Annotated in this window: 19 protein-coding genes; 7 read left to right on the forward strand and 12 right to left on the reverse strand. The window is 72.7% G+C overall.

The features are described 5' to 3' along the window. Window positions 1-16: 16 nt before the first annotated feature. The 5 genes from ACZ3IG_RS12650 to ACZ3IG_RS12670 form a co-directional block, all read right to left on the reverse strand. The gene (locus ACZ3IG_RS12650) at window positions 17-523 is read right to left on the reverse strand and encodes a DUF3291 domain-containing protein (RefSeq protein ID WP_467431407.1); all 507 of its coding nucleotides are present in this window, start codon (window positions 521-523) and stop codon (window positions 17-19) included. Between the two features lie 46 nt (window positions 524-569). Beyond that, window positions 570-2,027 carry a penicillin-binding transpeptidase domain-containing protein gene (locus tag ACZ3IG_RS12655; RefSeq protein WP_467431408.1) on the reverse strand — a complete coding sequence of 486 codons (1,458 nt, stop codon included), beginning with the start codon at window positions 2,025-2,027 and terminating at the stop codon, window positions 570-572. Window positions 2,028-2,064: 37 nt separating this feature from the next. Beyond that, a complete protein-coding gene (locus tag ACZ3IG_RS12660) occupies window positions 2,065-3,429 on the reverse strand; it encodes an FtsW/RodA/SpoVE family cell cycle protein (protein ID WP_467431410.1) in 1,365 nt (454 codons plus the stop codon). A gap of 47 nt (window positions 3,430-3,476) precedes the next feature. Further along, a complete protein-coding gene (locus ACZ3IG_RS12665; protein ID WP_467431411.1) occupies window positions 3,477-3,929 on the reverse strand; it encodes an SH3 domain-containing protein in 453 nt (150 codons plus the stop codon). 145 nt (window positions 3,930-4,074) lie between these two features. Next, window positions 4,075-4,554, reverse strand: coding sequence for a protein-tyrosine phosphatase family protein (locus ACZ3IG_RS12670; RefSeq protein WP_467431676.1), 480 nt, complete (start codon window positions 4,552-4,554; stop codon window positions 4,075-4,077). A 169-nt stretch (window positions 4,555-4,723) separates the two neighbouring features. On the opposite strand from ACZ3IG_RS12670, the gene ACZ3IG_RS12675 reads away from it, so the two are divergent. Further along, entirely contained in the window at window positions 4,724-5,530 is an 807-nt protein-coding gene (locus ACZ3IG_RS12675) for a nuclease-related domain-containing protein (protein WP_467431413.1), read from the forward strand. Window positions 5,531-5,657: 127 nt separating this feature from the next. Here the strand turns inward: ACZ3IG_RS12675 and ligD are convergent, their stop codons facing one another. Next, a complete protein-coding gene (ligD, locus tag ACZ3IG_RS12680; protein WP_467431415.1) occupies window positions 5,658-6,539 on the reverse strand; it encodes a non-homologous end-joining DNA ligase in 882 nt (293 codons plus the stop codon). 62 nt (window positions 6,540-6,601) lie between these two features. Between ligD and ku the strand changes: the two genes are divergently transcribed. Further along, window positions 6,602-7,729, forward strand: coding sequence for a non-homologous end joining protein Ku (ku, locus tag ACZ3IG_RS12685; protein ID WP_467431418.1), 1,128 nt, complete (start codon window positions 6,602-6,604; stop codon window positions 7,727-7,729). Window positions 7,730-7,748: 19 nt separating this feature from the next. Here the strand turns inward: ku and ACZ3IG_RS12690 are convergent, their stop codons facing one another. From ACZ3IG_RS12690 to ACZ3IG_RS12700, 3 genes are all read right to left on the reverse strand, one after another. Further along, complete coding sequence (locus ACZ3IG_RS12690) at window positions 7,749-8,198, reverse strand: hypothetical protein (protein WP_467431419.1); 450 nt, start codon at window positions 8,196-8,198, stop codon at window positions 7,749-7,751. Window positions 8,199-8,221: 23 nt separating this feature from the next. Next, entirely contained in the window at window positions 8,222-8,710 is a 489-nt protein-coding gene (locus ACZ3IG_RS12695; RefSeq protein ID WP_467431420.1) for a nitroreductase family deazaflavin-dependent oxidoreductase, read from the reverse strand. A gap of 167 nt (window positions 8,711-8,877) precedes the next feature. Beyond that, complete coding sequence (locus ACZ3IG_RS12700; protein ID WP_467431423.1) at window positions 8,878-9,630, reverse strand: DUF4142 domain-containing protein; 753 nt, start codon at window positions 9,628-9,630, stop codon at window positions 8,878-8,880. Window positions 9,631-9,828: 198 nt separating this feature from the next. On the opposite strand from ACZ3IG_RS12700, the gene ACZ3IG_RS12705 reads away from it, so the two are divergent. Then, window positions 9,829-10,209, forward strand: a complete 381-nt coding sequence (locus ACZ3IG_RS12705; protein ID WP_467431425.1) for a hypothetical protein — start codon at window positions 9,829-9,831, stop codon at window positions 10,207-10,209. Here the strand turns inward: ACZ3IG_RS12705 and ACZ3IG_RS12710 are convergent. Continuing rightward, window positions 10,203-10,427 carry a DUF397 domain-containing protein gene (locus tag ACZ3IG_RS12710; RefSeq protein WP_467431426.1) on the reverse strand — a complete coding sequence of 75 codons (225 nt, stop codon included), beginning with the start codon at window positions 10,425-10,427 and terminating at the stop codon, window positions 10,203-10,205. The two genes, ACZ3IG_RS12705 and ACZ3IG_RS12710, sit on opposite strands and share 7 nt — an antisense overlap. Next, window positions 10,424-11,296, reverse strand: coding sequence for a helix-turn-helix domain-containing protein (locus ACZ3IG_RS12715; RefSeq protein WP_467431427.1), 873 nt, complete (start codon window positions 11,294-11,296; stop codon window positions 10,424-10,426). Before ACZ3IG_RS12715 ends, ACZ3IG_RS12710 begins: the two co-directional genes overlap by 4 nt. A 248-nt stretch (window positions 11,297-11,544) precedes the next feature. Between ACZ3IG_RS12715 and ACZ3IG_RS12720 the strand changes: the two genes are divergently transcribed. Then, a complete protein-coding gene (locus tag ACZ3IG_RS12720) occupies window positions 11,545-11,907 on the forward strand; it encodes an ATP-binding protein (RefSeq protein WP_467431428.1) in 363 nt (120 codons plus the stop codon). Between the two features lie 18 nt (window positions 11,908-11,925). Here the strand turns inward: ACZ3IG_RS12720 and ACZ3IG_RS12725 are convergent, their stop codons facing one another. Next, a complete protein-coding gene (locus ACZ3IG_RS12725) occupies window positions 11,926-12,639 on the reverse strand; it encodes a LuxR C-terminal-related transcriptional regulator (protein WP_467431430.1) in 714 nt (237 codons plus the stop codon). Between the two features lie 899 nt (window positions 12,640-13,538). Here ACZ3IG_RS12725 and ACZ3IG_RS12730 point away from each other — a divergent pair. The 3 genes from ACZ3IG_RS12730 to ACZ3IG_RS12740 all read left to right on the forward strand — a co-directional run bounded on the left by ACZ3IG_RS12730 (window position 13,539) and on the right by ACZ3IG_RS12740 (window position 16,513). After that, a complete protein-coding gene (locus ACZ3IG_RS12730) occupies window positions 13,539-14,672 on the forward strand; it encodes a sensor histidine kinase (protein ID WP_467431431.1) in 1,134 nt (377 codons plus the stop codon). A gap of 193 nt (window positions 14,673-14,865) precedes the next feature. Then, the gene (locus tag ACZ3IG_RS12735) at window positions 14,866-15,768 is read left to right on the forward strand and encodes an ABC transporter ATP-binding protein (protein ID WP_467431433.1); all 903 of its coding nucleotides are present in this window, start codon (window positions 14,866-14,868) and stop codon (window positions 15,766-15,768) included. Next, on the forward strand, window positions 15,761-16,513 hold the full coding sequence (locus ACZ3IG_RS12740; RefSeq protein WP_467431434.1) for an ABC transporter permease: 753 nt from the start codon (window positions 15,761-15,763) through the stop codon (window positions 16,511-16,513). Before ACZ3IG_RS12735 ends, ACZ3IG_RS12740 begins: the two co-directional genes overlap by 8 nt. The last annotated feature ends 4 nt before the right edge of the window (window positions 16,514-16,517 follow it).

Genomic DNA, 16,517 nt, shown 5'->3' on the forward strand with positions numbered 1-16,517 from the left:
CCCTCGGGCCCGCCTCTCACACCCCGCACCCCAGCCCCTCCGGCACCTCCAGCGCCACCGGCTCCGACGCCCCCGCCGGGAACGAGCGCCGCAGGGTGAAGGCGTACGGCGTCGGTCCGTCGGCCCGCAGGCGCAGCAGCCGGGCCTCCGCCTCGGCGACCGTCGGCCGGTGTCCGGCCGGGACCCACCACAGGGCCGTCATCGCCTCGGCCACCCGCTCGAACCACTCGCGCCGCCTGGCCAGCATCTCCCGGTGCCGCCCCTCGTACATGAAGGCCGTGAGCGCGTCCGCGTCCCGCCACACCGACATGTTGACGATCAGCCAGGAGTCGCCGAAGACGGGCACGTCCGTCGCGTCGCCCGCCTCGCCCTGGAGCCGCCAGACGAACCCGTCCGCCGCGTCGGCGTCGGCGTTCACCGGGTCGAGCGCGTCGACGAAGTCCTTCAACCGAGGGGAGTCCAGCGGGGCCTTGAGACGGGCGATGTTCACCTGGGCGAGTTCGTACGCTGCCGTGTCGGTCATGGCACCGGACGGTAAGGGGGCCGACCGCCGGCCGGTAGCCCGCGTCTCACCCCTTGAGCACCGCCTCCATCACCGCCCGCGCGACCGGCGCCGCGAGGCCGTTCCCGCTGACCTCCCCGTGGTCCGCCGCCGTGCCCTCCACGACCACCGCGACCGCCACCTTCGGCTCCAGGTCCCCGGCCCCCTGCGCCCAGGAGACGAACCAGGCGTACGGCGTCCCCGAGTTGCCGACACCGTGCTGCGCGGTGCCGGTCTTACCGCCGACGGTCGCCCCGCGGATCGCGGCGTTCCCGCCCGTACCGCTCTGCACCACCCCGGTCATCAGCTCCTTCAGCCGTACCGCCGTGGACGGCCGCATCACCTGCCGCGCCGGCCGCGACCCGGCCGCCGAGACGATCCCGCCGCCCGCCCGCGTCGTCCGCTCCACCAGGTACGGCGTCCGCGCCTGCCCCCCGCCCGCCACCGCCGCCGCCACCATCGCCATCTGGAGCGGCGTGGCCCGCGTGTTGTACTGCCCGATCGCCGACAGCGCGAGCTGCGCCCGGTCCACCGAGGTGTCGAAGGTGCTGCGCGCCACGGAGAAGGGGATGCGCAGACCGTCGTCGTTGAAGCCGAACCCCTCGGCGGTGGCCGCCAGGGCCGTCACGCCGACGTCCACGCCGAGCTTGGCGAACACCGTGTTGCAGGACCGTTCGAACGCCTGCCGCAGCGAGGCGTCCGCGCACCCCGGCTCCTCGTCGGTCAGCCGGGTGCGGGTGCCGGGCAGGGTGTACGGCTCGGGGGAGCGGGTGGGCGCGTCCAGGTCGTGGAGCAGCCCCGCGTCCAGTGCCGCCGCCGTGGTGACCACCTTGAAGGTCGAACCCGGCGGATAGGTCCGCCGCACCGCCCGGTTGAGCATCGGCCGGTCGGGGTCCTCGTTCAGCCGCCGCCAGGTGCGCAGCGCCGCCTGCCCGTTGCCCGACAGCTCCCCGGGGTCGTAGGACGGCGTGGAGACCAGCGCGAGGATCCGTCCGGTGGCGGGCTCGATCGCGGCCACCGCCCCCTTGCGCCGCCCCAGCCCCTCGTACGCCGCCTGCTGCGCCCCCGGGTGCAGCGTCGTCACCACGTCGCCGCCCGGGTTGGGGAAACCCGTGACGTCGTTCCACAGCGGCAGCGGCGCCAGCATCGGGTCGGCGCCGGACAGCAGCCCGTCCTCGGCGTGCTCCAGCAGGGTCGTCCCGTACTCCTGCGAGGCGAAGCCGGTGACCGGCGCCCACATCGGCCCGTCCGCGTACGTCCGCTCGAAGCGCAGGTGCTCCCCGGTGTCCCGGGAGCCGGTGACGGGCCGGCCGCCGACCAGGATGTCGCCGCGCGGCTGCTGGTAGCGGGCGATGGCGGGGCGGCGGTTGGCCGGGTTGGCGTCGTACTCCGGGGCGCGGACCACCTGCACCCGGGCGGCGTTCACCAGCAGTGCGGCCAGCAGCAGGAGGCAGAAGAAGGCGGCGTGCCGGATGTGCCGGGTCATGAGCCCGCCCCCTGTCCGCGCGCGCAACGGTGCCGGGTCATGCGCCCGGCCCCTGCCCGCGCGCGGAGTGGCTCAGCCGGATCAGCAGCGCCACGATCGCCCAGTTGGTGACCACCGAGGAGCCGCCCTGCGCCAGGAACGGCATCGCCATCCCGGTCAGCGGGATCAGCCCGGTCACCCCGCCCGCGATCACGAACACCTGGAGCGCCACGAGGGAGGCCAGCCCCACCGCCAGCAGCCGTCCGAACGGGTCGCGCAGGGCCAGGCCCGCCCGGAAGCCGCGGTCCACCAGCAGCGCGTACAGCAGGAAGATCGCGGTCAGGCCGGCGAAGCCCAGCTCCTCCCCGGCCGTGGCCAGGATGAAGTCCGACTTGGCGGCGAAGCCGATGAGGACGGAGTGGCCGAGCCCCAGCCCGCTGCCGGTCACCCCGCCCGCGGCGAAGGAGAACAGCGACTGGGCGAGCTGGCCCGGTCCCTGCCCGGCCTCGATGGAGGCGAACGGGTGCAGCCAGTCCTCCACCCGGCTGTGCACGTGCGGCTCCAGCCGGCCCACGGCGACCGCGCCGAGCGCGGCGAGCAGCAGGCCCAGCGCGATCCAGCCGGTGCGGCCGGTGGCGACGTAGAGCATGACGACGAACAGGCCGAAGAAGAGCAGCGAGGTGCCCAGGTCCCGCTCCAGGACCAGGACGCCCACGCTGACCAGCCAGACCGCGACGATCGGGCCGAGCACCCGGCCGGTGGGCAGTTGCAGCCCCCACACCTGGCGCCCCGCGTAGGCCAGCGCGCCGCGGTTGGCGGCCAGGTACGCGGCGAAGAACACCGCGAGCAGCACCTTGGCGAACTCGCCCGGCTGGATGGAGAACCCGGCGATCCGGATCCAGATCCGGGCGCCGTTCACCGCCGGGAACAGGATCGGCAGCGTCAGCAGGACCAGGGCCGCGGCCACGCAGAGGTACGTGTAGCGCTGGAGCAGGCGGTGGTCACGCAGGACCAGCACGATCGCGATGAACAGGGCGATGCCGAGCGCCGACCACACCAGCTGGGTGGGGGCCGCCCGGTCCCCCGGCGTCTCCAGGTCGAGCCGGTAGATCAGCACCGCGCCCAGGCCGTTGAGCAGCACCCCGATGGGCAGCGGCAGCGGATCGGCGTACGGGGCGCGCAGCCGCACCGCGAGATGCGCCAGCAGCGCCAGCAGCCCGAGCCCGGCGCCGTAACCGGCGGCGCCGGGCGGGAGGGTGCCGTGCTGGGCGACGCCCACGTTGCAGTAGCCGAACACGGAGAGCAGCACGGCCACCACGATCAGGGCCAGCTCGATGCCGCGGCGCCGGGGGAGGCGGCCGACGGGAGCGGGCGCGTCCGCCGCCGCCAGGGGGAGTCCGGGTCCGGTTCCGGCCTTCGTCATGTCCGGAACTTACCCAATGATCTGCTTCGCTGGGTTTTCGGCATGTATCAGCACCAGCGCGGCGCCGGGCCGACGTTGTCGATGTAGCGGGCCGCGCCCCACGCCCAGGTGCCGTCCGTCAGCAGGTACCAGATCGGGTTGCGCTTCACGGACTCGCCGCCGGTCTTGCAGTAGATGCTGACCTTCTCGCCCCGGTGGACGTAGCGGATGACCTCGGAACCGCGGTTCGGCGCGCTGCGCAGCGCGAGCCGGTCGGCCGTGACGACGCCCCGGTAGCGGCCCTGGTCACGGCCGCCGCGGCCTCCGTCGTACCCCGGGTCGCCGCCGTCGCCCCGGTAGCTGCTCGTCCCCGGGTCGTCCCCCCACTCGTCGCCCGCGGCGGCGGGGGTGACGGCGGCGGCGGTGGCGAGCGCGCCGGCCGCGGCCGTTATGGCGAGGCGGCGGACGAGGGGGGAGTGGCGGGAGGAGTGACGGGAGCGGGAACGGGAACGCGGGGACATGGCATGACCTCCATGAGGGACGAACACGGCCGAACGTGACTGATCGCCACATTAGGAGCGTCGATGGAGCGCCGCCTGTCGCACTGCGCCATTCGCGAGGGGCCGCCGGGGCCGCCACGCGATGCGCGGGGGCTGCCGGGGGCGGCTACTCGGCCAGTTCCTCCAGCAGGCGGACGGTGGGCAGCCCCGTCCGCAGGTACGCCACGAACAACTCGTTGTGCAGCGCCCACGGCGAGCGCCGGGCGCGGATCAGCCGGATCGCCTCCTCGGCGCGCGCGCCCCGGCCGACCAGGGCGTGCGCGACCACCAGACCGGACCGGTTGTACCCGTGGTAACAGCGGACGAGCACCCTGCGCCCCTCGTCCAGCGCCGCGCACGCGCCCTGCGCCAGCCGCATCACTCCCGCGAGCTGGGTCCCGTCGAGCGGGCCGTCCGGGATCGGCCACACCTGGTGCTCGACGCCCGGCGCCGGCCCGTACCCGGGCAGCCGCAGCAGCGTCTGCACCAGGTCGAACTCGTCCGCCACCGAGGCGAACGCCAGGCGTCCGGGCCCGGTGCGGTACTCGTGCCCGCCCATCCACAGGCCCGGCACGATCTCGCTCCACGGACTGTCCGGTACCGGCACGTCGGGCCGTTCCCCAGGGGTGCGCACCGAAGCCTCCCCGCCCTCACGTCCGTCGGGCCTGCCCCGCGGGCGCAACTGCCCCCAACGGTAGCCGGGTTCTTGCCCCGGGAGCACCCCGCCTGTTCCCATGGTCGAGGGAGTGGCGGACGCGGGTGAGGGGTGACGACGCATGAGCCGGCTGCGTGTCGTACCGGCCTGGCGGCACGGCCGGGAACGGCTCTGGGTCTGCCTCCCGGACGGCCGGAACATCGCCTGGTACGACCGTGAGGCCGCCCGGGTCAGCCTGATCGGCGACGACCGCGAGGCGGACGTCCTGGACGCCCTGGCGCCCTTCCTCACCGGCCCGGTGACGGTCGGCCCGCCCCCCGTCCCCACCCCCGCCGAGCTGGCCCGGCTGTCCCTGCACCCCGACGACGACCTGGCCCCCAACCGCCCCGGCGAGGCCCTCCTCGTCGCCCTCGACCGCGAGCCCGGCCCGCCGCGCCGCCTGCGCCCCGACCCGCGCCGCCGCGCGCTCGCCGCCGAACAGGCGGTGGGGGAGGTCCTCGACCGGTTCGACGGGGCCGGCTGGCGCACCCTGCACTCGATCCCGCTGCCCGGCGGCGACCGCGTCCCCCACCTGCTGATCGGCCCCGGCGGCCTGTTCGCCGTCCACGCCCTGTACGCCCGCAGGGCCCGGGTGCGGATCGCCGACCCCCTCGTCGCGCTGGGCCGCCACGAACCCCGGCCGCTGCTGCGCCGGGTCCGCGCCGACGCCGACCGCGCCTCCTACGCGCTGACCGCCGAGGTCCGCCCCGTCCTGGCCCTGCTGGGCCCGGCCGACGTCACGCTCGCCGACCCGCCGCCGCGTGGACTGCGGGTCCTGTCGGACGGGGAACTGCCCGGCCTGGCCGGGCTCGGCGGCGTGCTCAAACCGGCGGACGTGGAGGGCCTGCACGCGATGGCACGGGACCGGCGGACGTGGGGGCGGCTGTGACGCGGTCCAGGCCGCCGCGCGCAGACCCTCGGCGGCTGTGACGCGGTCCAGGCCGCCGCGCGCAGACCCTCGGCCGCTGTGACGCGGCTCCGGCCTCCGTGAGCGTTCCGCACCGCCGGCGTCCGGGTCAGGGCAGCGTGCCCGCCGCCCGCCGGTCGAACAGCGGGGCCAGCAGGTCACCGAGGTCCGCCACCCGGCGCGGCAGATCACCGGGGAGGAAGACCATCTCCCGCGCCGACCGGCACCCCGCCACCTCCTCCCACGTCACGGGCGCCGAGACGCCCGGTTCCGTACGCGCCCGTACGGTGTACGGCGCGGCCGTCGTCTTCCGCGCCGCGTTCTGACTCCAGTCCACGAACACCTTCCCCGGCCGCAGACTCCGCGTCATCCGGTGCACGACCAGCTCCGGCATGTCCCGCTCCGCCTCCACGGCCAGCGCCTTGGCGTACTCCGACACCCGCTCCGACGGCGCCCCGCGCACCCCGGCCAGCAGATGCAGGCCCTTCGCCCCGGAGGTCTTGGCGTACGCCTCGATCCCGTCCGCCGCCAGCCGCTCCCGCAGCCACAGGGCGACCTCGCAGCAGTGCACGACGGTGGCGGGCGGCCCCGGGTCCAGGTCGAACACCAGCCGGTCGGCCTCGCCCGGATCGTCCGCGACCCACTGGTGGGTGTGGAACTCGGTGACCAGGTTCGCCGCCCACATCAGGCTCGCCAGGTCCTGCACGAGCACCATCCGGGCCGGCCCCTCCGACCTCGGCACCTCGGCCGTGGTGACCCAGTCGGGCGTACCCGGCGGCACGTTCTTGGCGAAGAAGACCTGCCCGTCCGGCCCGTCCGGGTACCGCAGGAACGACACCGGCCGGTCCCGCAGGTGCGGCAGCAGTACGCCGGCGACGGTCGCGTAGTAGTGCAGCAGCTCGGCCTTGGTGAACCCGGTCGCGGGATACAGCACCTTGTCCAGGTTGCTGAGGGCCACCCGCCGCCCCTCCACCTCGGTGATAGGCGCCATACGATGAGAATCTCACCGAAAGCGCCACAAAGCGCCCTCACTGGCTCGGAAAGGTGCGGAACGTGCGATCCATCTGGAACGGCGCCATCTCGTTCGGCCTGGTCAGCATCCCGATCAAGCTGGTGAACGCGACCGAGAACCACTCGATCTCCTTCCGTCAGATCCATACGGAGGACGGCGGCCGCATCCGTTACCGCAAGGTCTGCGAACTGGAGGACCGCGAGGTCTCCCAGGCGGAGATCGGCAAGGGCTACGAGGACGCGGACGGCTCGATCGTCCCGATCACCGACGAGGACCTGTCCGCCCTGCCGATCCCGACCGCGCGGACGATCGAGATCGTGGCCTTCGTCCCGGAGGACCGCATCGACCCGCTCCAGCTGAGTTCCGCGTACTACCTCGCCGCGAGCGGCGCCCCGGCCGCGAAGCCGTACACGCTGCTGCGCGAGGCGCTCAAGCGCAGCAACCGGGTCGCCATCGCCAAGTACGCGCTGCGGGGCCGCGAGCGCCTCGGCATGCTGCGCGTGGTCGACGACGCGATCGCGATGCACGGCCTGCTGTGGCCGGACGAGGTGCGTGCCCCCGAGGGCGTCGCCCCCGACACCGACGTCACCGTCCGCGACCAGGAGCTGGACCTCGCGGACGCCTTGATGGACACGCTCGGCGAGATCGACCTGAGCGAGCTGCACGACGAGTACCGGGAGGCGGTGGAGGAGGTCATCGCCGCCAAGTCGGCCGGCGAGGCGCCCCCGGAGACGCCGCGCCCGGCCGCCTCCGGCAAGGTGCTGGACCTGATGGCGGCCCTGGAGAACAGCGTGCGGGCGGCGCGGGAGTCGCGCGGGGAGGCAGGGGGAGAGGAGGAGGCCGAGGTCAGGGAGCTGCCGCGGCGCAAGCGGGCGGCCCCGGCCGCGAAGAGGACGGCGGCGGAGCCGGCGGGAACGGGGACCGGGGCGAGTACGAGGACGACGAAGTCCGCGAAGGCGGCGAAGACGGAGAAGCCGGCCAAGGCGACGAAGAAGGCGACGGCGGCCGAGCCGGGCGGCAGGGCGAGCGGCAAGGCGAACACGACCAAGAAGACCTCCGCCGCGAAGACGTCGACCGCGAAGACGTCGGCCGCGAAGACCTCGGTCAAGAAGTCCCCGGCCAAGAAGGCCCCCGCGAAGAAGGCGGCGTCCGGCCGCCGCAGCGCCTGACCGCGCCCGCCGGGGGCGGTCAGCCGACCGTCCAGGCCGTGGCCGGTGTGGACGCCGGTCCCGAGGCCGGCGCGGGCGCCGCCGTGGGCAGGGTCGCCGGGGCCTCCTCCACCCGCTCCACGAGGCTGTCACCGGGCCCGCCGGACGGCGCGTCCGAACCGGTCAGCCGGGACCAGACGGTCAGGGCGAGGGCGACCGCCGCCGCCGTGGCGAGCACCCGGGCGGCACGACGGAACCGCGCCCGCCCGTCCAGGTCGCGCCAGGCCGGTTCCGGGTCGTCCGGCTGCCACAGCTCGCCGACGGCCTCCACCGGCTCGGCGGCCACGGGGGCGGGCCGGCACTCCGGTGTCCGGTCCCGCGCGGAGGGTTCGCGGGGCGCGGAGGCCCGTATGGCGTCCTCGCTGTCCATGAGGAACTTCTGCCAGACCTCGTCCGGCGTTCCGCCGCTGTCCGGCCCGGGAGCGCTCACGATCGCCTCTTCCTCTCGTGTCCTCAGTCGGCGTCGAGCCGTACGAACGTGAGGGCGCGGCCCGCCTCGCGGTACGCCCCCTCGCTGCCGTCCACCGGCAGCCCCAGGCAGTCGCACAGGCGGCGCGCGTTCGCCGGGCGCAGTCGAGCGTAGTCGGCCATGATCCGGGCCCCCGCGTCGGCCGGGAGGAACCGGGCGGTGACCGCGTGGTGGCGGTGGCCGAACTGGATGACGGTCTTGGGCTGGCCGCGCAGATTGCGGTACCAGTCCGCCCGCGTCCCGGAACCGGAGAGGACGGTCCAGCTCGGTACGGTCCGGTCGCACGCCATCACCTCCAGGACCGCGTGCCGCCGCAGTCCGCTGACCCGGCCGGTGTGGTGCAGCAGGAGCAGCCGCCGGCCCAGTACCGGACCCAGCCCCACGCGGAAGAGGAACACCGGCAGCCGGGCGACGAGGCGCCGCCACCCCGTGAGCGGCCGGGGGCGGCGGGGTGCGGTGTCGGTGCGCGCCATGGTCGCCTTTCCAGATCGGGACGTCGGCGCCAACCCTCGCACAGGCCAGAGGCGACGAGGAGGGCCACTGGTCCCTTCCCGCGCCGGTGAGCGGGTCTCCCGCACGGTGACCCCGACCGGCTGACCGGGGCGACCGGCTGACCGGGGCCGTGCTCGTGCGAGCCGGGTCAGCCCCCGGCCGGCGTGGCGGCCGGTGCCACGGTCGGGCCGCCGGTCCGTATGCCGAGGTCCGGCCGCGGGGTGAGCACGGCGGTCGGCTCGCCCGGCTGCGGCGGGGGCGGCGTGACCCGGTCCTTGGGCAGCTTCGCCGGGGCGGTCTGCTTGAAGCTGACGTCGCCGTACCCGACCAGGCCGGTCTTCTCCAGGACGGTCATGTGGTCCAGGACGGTGTCGTTGGCGAGGTCGGCCAGTTCACGCACCAGGGTGTTGCGTGTCGTCGCGCGGATGTCGGCGATGACGGGGAAGATCTGCCCGTGGGTCACCCGCATGATGGTGACCGCGGTCGAGTCGAACTCCTTCCCCTGTTTCCCCGTCACCGTCGACACGAACTCCCGCTGCTGCGGACTGGCCTCGTTGGGCAACGTGATCCCCAGCTCGGTCGCGACCTCGCGGCACTCGGCGTCGAGCCCGGCGTGCCCGACGACGAGATGCTTCCCGGCCTCCCGCATCGCCTCCGACGTGCCGCGCTTCATGGCCAGTTCGCCCAGTGGGTACTCCCACAGCCCGGCCGCCCGTACCTTGACCACGAAGTCCCGGTCGGCCTCGGTGACCGGCCCGTACCGGGTACTGGCCACGAGCCGGTCCTGCCCGCCGTCCTTCGTCTCCAGCCCGACCACGGCGGGGAAGGCGAGGGCGGTGAGGGTCAGACTCAGCACACCGAACAGGACGACGACCCCGATCCTGCCGCGGGACATGCGCACGGTGCCTCCAGGACGACGACACGAAAGCGAACGACTCGTACGCCAGGAGGTACGGACGCGGGGCCCCGATCAATCAAGTCGGCCCGGAAACAGTGACGTTGCCCGCCCGCGGGTCCGCCGTGACCCCCGAAGTCGATCCTTGACCTTTCAACATCACCGCCCTTAGCGTGAGGCGCCCCCTCACGGATGGAGCCCCTCATGCGCTTGAGAGCCCTCGCCCTCGCCGCCGTCCCCGCCGCCTTCCTCGGCGTCATGGCGTCCGCCCCCACCGCCTCGGCGTGGTCCTCCGGCAACTGCCCGGTGGGCAGCTTCTGCGTGTGGCCCGAGTACTGGTACGGCGACACGGACATGACCCCGTCCCTGACGACCGAGACCGAGTGGACCGGCAGCGCCGCCGGCCACATCTTCTACAACAACACGTCGCGGGACGTCACGATGACGTACGTCATCGCCCAGGGCGACCGGCAGGGCACCGAGTACACGACGTGCGTCAACGGCGTCTCGGGGAGCTACTTCACCATGCCGATGTACGTCACGGACCTGAAGTGGCGCGAGGACGACGGCACCCCCTGCTACTGACCGACCCGTCCGGCCCCGCGCAACCCGTCGACGAAGGCGGCCCAGGCCCCGACGGAGAAGGCGAGCGCGGGGCCGGCGGGGCGCTTGCTGTCGCGGACGGGTACGAGGGCGTGGAGGCCGTCGGCGACCTCCACGCAGTTGCCCTGCCCGCCGCTGTAGCTGCTGGCGCGCCACGCGACCCGGACGGGTTCGGGCTGTATGTGGTCGTCCTGACTCATGCTCGGTACTCCTCGGCGATGCGGCGGATCAATGTGAGCGATTCCGTGGGCGGCAGCGCTGTGGTGCGGGCGTCGTCGAAGAGGGCGCGGTAGTACTCGACCGCCGGTTCACGCTCCATCCAGATGTTGCCGGTCGGAGTCTCCGTCAACACCAAATCGAGCGACGTCACTTGGGGAAAGCTCAGCAACAGGTAGGGGCCGAACATACCTGAGTGCGCGCCGCGCGAGAACGGCAGGACCTGAACGGTGATGTTGGGGCGCTCGGCCATCGCGGCGAGGTGTTCCAGTTGGGCGCACATCACGCCGGGGCCGCCCACGTGCTGGTGCAGCACCGCCTCCGCCAGCACCGCCCAGAGGGACATGGGCTCTTCGCCGGTGAGACGTTGCTGCCGGGCGAGCCGTACCTGGACGAACTGATCGATCTCCTCCGGCGTCGTCCACGCCCGCGAGGCGACCGTCACCGCACGGCCGTACTCGGCGGTCTGCAGCAGCCCCGGAACCAGTTGCACCTCGTACGTCCGGACGCTGTCGCAGATGGCCTCCAACTCGATCTGGTCGCGGTAGGACTCACCCAGTACGGCGGCGTACTGATGCCACCAACCGTCCCGGCGACGTCGGTTGGCGCGCTGCGCCATCGCGCTGAGACGGCCGCGCGTCTCGGGATCCTCGACCCGGTACGCATGCAGGAGCGCGTTCAGATCCGGAGCACGGACGGGAACGTGCCCGTTCTCCATCCGGCTGATCTTCCCTTTGGTGCAGTCGAGGAACTCGGCCGCTTCCGCCATGGACACACCCGCGGCGTCGCGCAACGTGCGGAGTTCATCGCCGAGTTGGCGTCCGAGCACGGTCGACGGTTTGACGGTAGGCATGTCCGACTCCTACCAGAGGCCGGCCGCGAGTCGCGCGGCGTTGCCCAAAAGAGTGAACCAAGGCCATCAAGCTCCATGCAACGTTGCGTCGATACATATTCTCCTAGCGTGATCAACCACCGTCGATCCTCAGGGGGCGTCATGGCAGAAAGTCCGGGTGGGCACGAAGCCACCTTCCTGCTGCCCCGCAGCCACCGCAGCGTGCCGAGAGCCCGTGCGCTGGTCCACGCGCTGCTCGGCGCCTGGGCATGAGTGAGGACACCGTCGACTCCGCGGAGCTGGTCCTCTCCGAGCTGGTGACGAACGCGCTGCGCGTCCCCGTACCGCCCGGCCGTCAGGTGGGCGTGCGGATCGCGCGGTTGCCGGCGGACGGGCTGCTGCGGGTGGAAGTCAGCGACGCGGGACCCGGCCGGCCCGAGGTGCGGACGCCCGACGGCGAGGAGACCGGTGGCCGTGGGCTGCTGCTGGTGGAGGCGCTGGCCCACCGCTGGGGCGTCGAGGAGCGGGAGGGCGGGATCGGGAAGACGGTCTGGGCCGAGCTGAAGGTACCCGACATCATCGCCGGGCCACCCCTCGGCACGGAGACCGGCCCTCGCCGCGCGGCGAGGTGAGGACGGGTGGGCGCGGCCCTACGGGGCCCCCTCGGCCCCGATGCCCTGCGACACCAGGACTTCTCGTTGCTGTCCGCCGAGTCCGGCGTCGCGGGCCACGACTGCCGCCATGGCCCGGTCGTGCACCTCCAGTTTGGTGAAAATCCGCGATACGTAATTGCGCACCGTCTTCTCGGCCAGGAAGAGCCGGCGCGCGATCTGCTGATTTCCCAGACCGCTGGCGAGCAGTTCCAGTATCTCCATTTCCCGGTCGGTCAGCTCGGAGAATCCCGCCAGCTCCGGCAGGACGTGCGTCGCCGAGAAATACCGGCTGAGTCGGGAGGCGACGGTCGGACTGAAGGCGGCACCCCCCTTGGCCACCAGCTGGATGGAGTGGAGCAGCTCTTCGGGCGACTCCATGCGCGAGAGATAACCGTTGACACCTGCGCGCAGGGCGGCGACGATCGCGTCGTCGTCATCGTTCTGGGACACCACGATTATTTTGGGCCGCGACTTCTCGCAGGGATACTCCGCGGCGATCTGCTGGGCGTCCTCGCACAGGGTTCTCTTCGAGGACGGCTCGCCGAGAATGACGACATGGGGTCGCTGTTCGGGGTCCTTGGGACATCGGATGCCGTCGGAGCCGCCTACGGAACGGCCGATGACGAGGAACTTCTCGTTCTGGTCGATGATCGCTTCCAGCCCGGCGAGGGTAATCGGGTCGTCACTGACGATGAACAGGTTGATTTCCACTTCCCTGCGCCTCCTGGACATCCGCTGGTACCGTTTCGGCCGGCTTCGTATGCTGTCAGGGCGTTCTTCATCAGAAGGGCCCTCCTTTATCTGATGCCAAGTGGAGTGTGATTTCTCGATGATGATGTACCCCCGTATTGGTTCTTTTGGTTCGCGCGCCTGAGCGCGTCGTTCACTCCTTCTGTTCGCGTATTCATAGGGAGGAAGGAAGACGGTGACGCGGGCGCACTCGGCGCCTTGCGGAAGAGGGTGCCCTGTCGCGGAGTCGAGGTGCTGGGCGACGAGCGAGAGAGGTGCCGAGCGCGTCCGAGGTGACCGGGAGAGGCGACCGTGACAACGACTGATGCACAGGTCTCCTTCTGGTCAGCGTTCATTCGCATGACATTCGCGTGAAAGCGGAAGGGCGCATGGCACTGCTGGTGCCGAGTATGCGTAAGCGATCGAGAAGAACGCAAGTTCGCCTCTTAAGTGAGGGAATATCATTCCGCTTGGTGAGCGACTATCGGTCAGCGGTCGGCCCTTGACCGGGGGGCGTGCGCCGGAGCGGTTCCGGAACCGTTGAAGCCCGGACAAGCGGACGTACCACCAGCGATTTCCGATCCTGACCAGCGGCTGCCGGACGATGATCCAGTCGGCCCGGACCCCGCGTGGGCACGGTGGACCGGTGGCTGAAACGGAAGGCCCGCGGCCGGGCCGCGCCTGGACAGGCGCCCGCCGCACAAAGCCGACGCGTCGATGACCGCTACGCAGGGAATTCCCAGCAAATCGCAAACCCGTCACGGAGAGCCAAGCCGTACGGAGAGCCAAGCCGTACGCAGAGCCAAGCCGTACGCGGACGTCGTACCAGGACTCGTACCGAGACATGGACGCACCGCGAACCGACGGCATACGTTCACGGCATGGGTGATCTCCCCCGTCGGCGCCTGATCGTTCTCGACGTGCTGGCCGCGCTCGGCTTCGCGCTGCTCCCGCAGGTGTCCCTGCTGCGCCCCGCCACCGGCGGCGAGGTGGGCGACGGCACCGTATGGCTGCTGTCGCTGAGCGCCGCGTTGCCGCTGGCGGCGCGGCGGTTGTGGCCCGTACCCGTCTTCGGGGCGGCCCTGTCCGCCGCCTGCGTGGCGCTCGCCGTCGGCGTCGGACCGGCCCCGTTCCTCGCCGCGGCGTACGCCCTGTACGTCGTGGCCACCACGAGGAGACAGCGGCCGGGACGGTCCGTGATGTTCGTCGCCGGGCTGTGCGCGGCGGGCGCGGCCCTGCTCACGGTGGCGGGAGGGCAGAGCTACCAGGGCGGGACCAAGCCCGTGCAGGTCGTGTTCGTCCTGCTCGTCCTCGGCGCCACCTGGGCGGCGGGGACGGCGGTGCGGGAACGGCGGGAGAGCACGAGGCGCGCCATCGAGCACGCCGCCGAGCAGGCGAAGACCGAGGAACGCCTGCGCATCGCCCGGGACATCCACGACGTCGTCACCCACAGCGTGGGCCTCATCGCGATCAAGGCCGGTGTCGCCAACCACGTGATCGCCACCCACCCGGAGGAGGCGCGGGAAGCCCTGACGGTGATCGAGGACGTCAGCCGCAGGGCGTTGCAGGACATGCGGGCCACCCTCAAGGTGCTGCGCCGGGAACAGCGGACCGGCGCCCAGGACCTCCGGCCGGTCCTCGGGCTGTCGGACCTGCCCGCGCTGGTCCGCACGGCCGAGGCGGCCGGCGTCACCGTCGACCTGCGGTCCCGGTACGCGGAGGAACCCCCGGACGGAGTCGCGCTGTCCGCGTTCCGGATCGTCCAGGAAGCCCTGACGAACGCCGTCAAGCACGCCGCGCCGACCCGCTGCCGGGTCCGGCTGACCGCGGAACGGGGCACGTTGACGATCGACGTGGCCGACGAGGGCCCCGGCCCCGGACACCGGCCGGCCGTCCCCGGCGGCGGCATGGGCCTCGTCGGCATGAAGGAGCGGATCGCCGCGCACGGCGGCACCCTCAGCGCCGGCCCCCGCCCGGGCGGCGGATTCCAGGTGCTGGCGACACTGCCGTACTGAGCCCGGCACCCGCCCCCACACCGGCGACGCCGCCGTACCGAGCCCGACGCGCGCCCCCGTCACCGCCCCGCCGGGCCGGACTCGTTCGTCTTCCGGACTCATCCGCGAGTATGACGTCGGCCCCGGAAGGCCGGCCGGTGATCCCGCCCCGGGACCGATGCGGCCGGCGGGGACGCCCGGCCAGACTCGGCGTGTGATTGACGTCCAGAACCTGACCAAGCGGTACGGGCAGCGCACCGTCGTGGACGACCTCACCTTCACGGTGCGGTCCGGGGCCGTCACCGGATTCCTCGGCCCCAACGGGGCGGGGAAGTCCACGACGATGCGGATGATGTTCGGCCTCACCCGGCCGGACACGGGCTCCGTCCGCATCGGTGGCCGCGCCTACCCCGAACTGCGCTACCCCGCCCGGCACGTCGGCGCCCTGCTGGAGACGTCGGCCCCGCACCGCGGCCTGACCGCCGCCGCCCACCTGCGCTGGCTGGCGCAGAGCAACCGGATCGCCCGGCAGCGGGTCGGCGAGGTCCTGGAGACGGTCGGCCTGACCGGGGCCGCCCACCGGCGGGTCGGCACGTTCTCCCTCGGCATGGCCCAGCGGCTGGGCCTGGCCGCGGCCCTGCTCGGCGACCCGCCCGTCCTGGTCCTCGACGAGCCGGTCAACGGCCTCGACACCGAGGGCATCCGGTGGCTGCGCGAACTGCTGCGCCACATGGCGGCCGAAGGCCGCACCGTCCTCGTCTCCAGCCACCTGATGACCGAGATGTCCATGGTCGCGGACGACCTGGTCATCATCAACCGCGGCCGGCTCCTCGCCCAGACCGGCATGGCGGACTTCCTCCAGCGCCACGGACGGACGTACGTACGCGTGCGGACACCGGAACCCCTGCGGCTCAACACGGAACTGGAACGCAAGGGAGCCACGCTGCGGCGCGCCCGCGACGGCAGCGTGGAGGTCGAGGGACTGGCGGCGGCCGAGATCAGCCGGCTGGCCGCGGCGAGCGGGCTCCCGCTCGACGAACTCAGCACCCACACGGGCTCCCTGGAGGACACGTTCCTCGAACTCATCGGCGACGCGGGAGGCACCACCCATGTCTGAGACCACCGCCGCCCTCCGGGCCGAGTTCACCAAGCTGCGGGGCGTCCGCGGCACGTTCACCGCCCTGCTGCTGTTCGCCCCGTTCAGCGTCCTCATCGCCGCCCTGGGCGGCTGGTCCGCCAAGGGCGCGATCGAGTCCGACAGCCCGGGGCTCCGCTCCGACTTCACCCCCGAACAGGCCGGCCTGGACGGCATCCAGTACGGCCAGCTCGCCCTGATCGTGTTCGGAGTGCTCATCGTCGCCGGCGAGTACACCTCCGGCATGATGCGCGTCTCGCTGCTCGCCGTGCCCCGCCGCGGCCGGCTCTACGCCGCGAAGATGACGGCCACCGCCGTCGCCGCCGTGGCCGTGGCGCTCCCCGTCACCGTCGTCAGCTACCTGGTCACCCAGGCCGCCCTCGGCTCCCACGGCGCCTCGATCGACGCCGGCGGTGTCCCCCGCGCCCTGGCCGGAGCGGTGGTCTACCTGACGCTGATGAGCCTGTTCGCGGCGGGCGTCGCGGCCACCGCCCGCAGCGCCGTCATCCCGCTGGCCGTGCTGCTCCCGATGGTGCTCGCCGGCTCCCAGATCCTCTCCGTCATCGGCGCGACCAAGGAGGTGGCGCGGTACTTCCCCGACCGCGCCGGCGCCCAGCTGCTCACCGTCGACTCCTCCGAGGCGTACACCGGAGCACTGGTGCTGCTCGCGTGGACCGTGGCGGCGCTGGTGGCCGGCTACCTCCGGCACCGGCGTTGGGACGCATGACGGG

It is taken from the genome of Streptomyces sp. NPDC016677, from assembly GCF_055562815.1.

What these genes read in the sequence shown, in the direction of transcription:
- ACZ3IG_RS12665 (WP_467431411.1), bottom strand. Translation starts at nt 3,929, where the DNA reads ATGTCCCCGCGTTCCCGTTCCCGCTCCCGTCACTCCTCCCGCCACTCC.
- ACZ3IG_RS12715 (WP_467431427.1), bottom strand. Translation starts at nt 11,296, where the DNA reads ATGCCTACCGTCAAACCGTCGACCGTGCTCGGACGCCAACTCGGCGAT.
- ACZ3IG_RS12655 (WP_467431408.1), bottom strand. Translation starts at nt 2,027, where the DNA reads ATGACCCGGCACATCCGGCACGCCGCCTTCTTCTGCCTCCTGCTGCTG.
- ACZ3IG_RS12710 (WP_467431426.1), bottom strand. Translation starts at nt 10,427, where the DNA reads ATGAGTCAGGACGACCACATACAGCCCGAACCCGTCCGGGTCGCGTGG.
- ACZ3IG_RS12705 (WP_467431425.1), top strand. Translation starts at nt 9,829, where the DNA reads ATGCGCTTGAGAGCCCTCGCCCTCGCCGCCGTCCCCGCCGCCTTCCTC.
- ACZ3IG_RS12695 (WP_467431420.1), bottom strand. Translation starts at nt 8,710, where the DNA reads ATGGCGCGCACCGACACCGCACCCCGCCGCCCCCGGCCGCTCACGGGG.
- ACZ3IG_RS12660 (WP_467431410.1), bottom strand. Translation starts at nt 3,429, where the DNA reads ATGACGAAGGCCGGAACCGGACCCGGACTCCCCCTGGCGGCGGCGGAC.
- ACZ3IG_RS12730 (WP_467431431.1), top strand. Translation starts at nt 13,539, where the DNA reads ATGGGTGATCTCCCCCGTCGGCGCCTGATCGTTCTCGACGTGCTGGCC.
- ACZ3IG_RS12675 (WP_467431413.1), top strand. Translation starts at nt 4,724, where the DNA reads ATGAGCCGGCTGCGTGTCGTACCGGCCTGGCGGCACGGCCGGGAACGG.
- ligD (WP_467431415.1), bottom strand. Translation starts at nt 6,539, where the DNA reads ATGGCGCCTATCACCGAGGTGGAGGGGCGGCGGGTGGCCCTCAGCAAC.
- ACZ3IG_RS12650 (WP_467431407.1), bottom strand. Translation starts at nt 523, where the DNA reads ATGACCGACACGGCAGCGTACGAACTCGCCCAGGTGAACATCGCCCGT.
- ACZ3IG_RS12740 (WP_467431434.1), top strand. Translation starts at nt 15,761, where the DNA reads ATGTCTGAGACCACCGCCGCCCTCCGGGCCGAGTTCACCAAGCTGCGG.
- ACZ3IG_RS12720 (WP_467431428.1), top strand. Translation starts at nt 11,545, where the DNA reads ATGAGTGAGGACACCGTCGACTCCGCGGAGCTGGTCCTCTCCGAGCTG.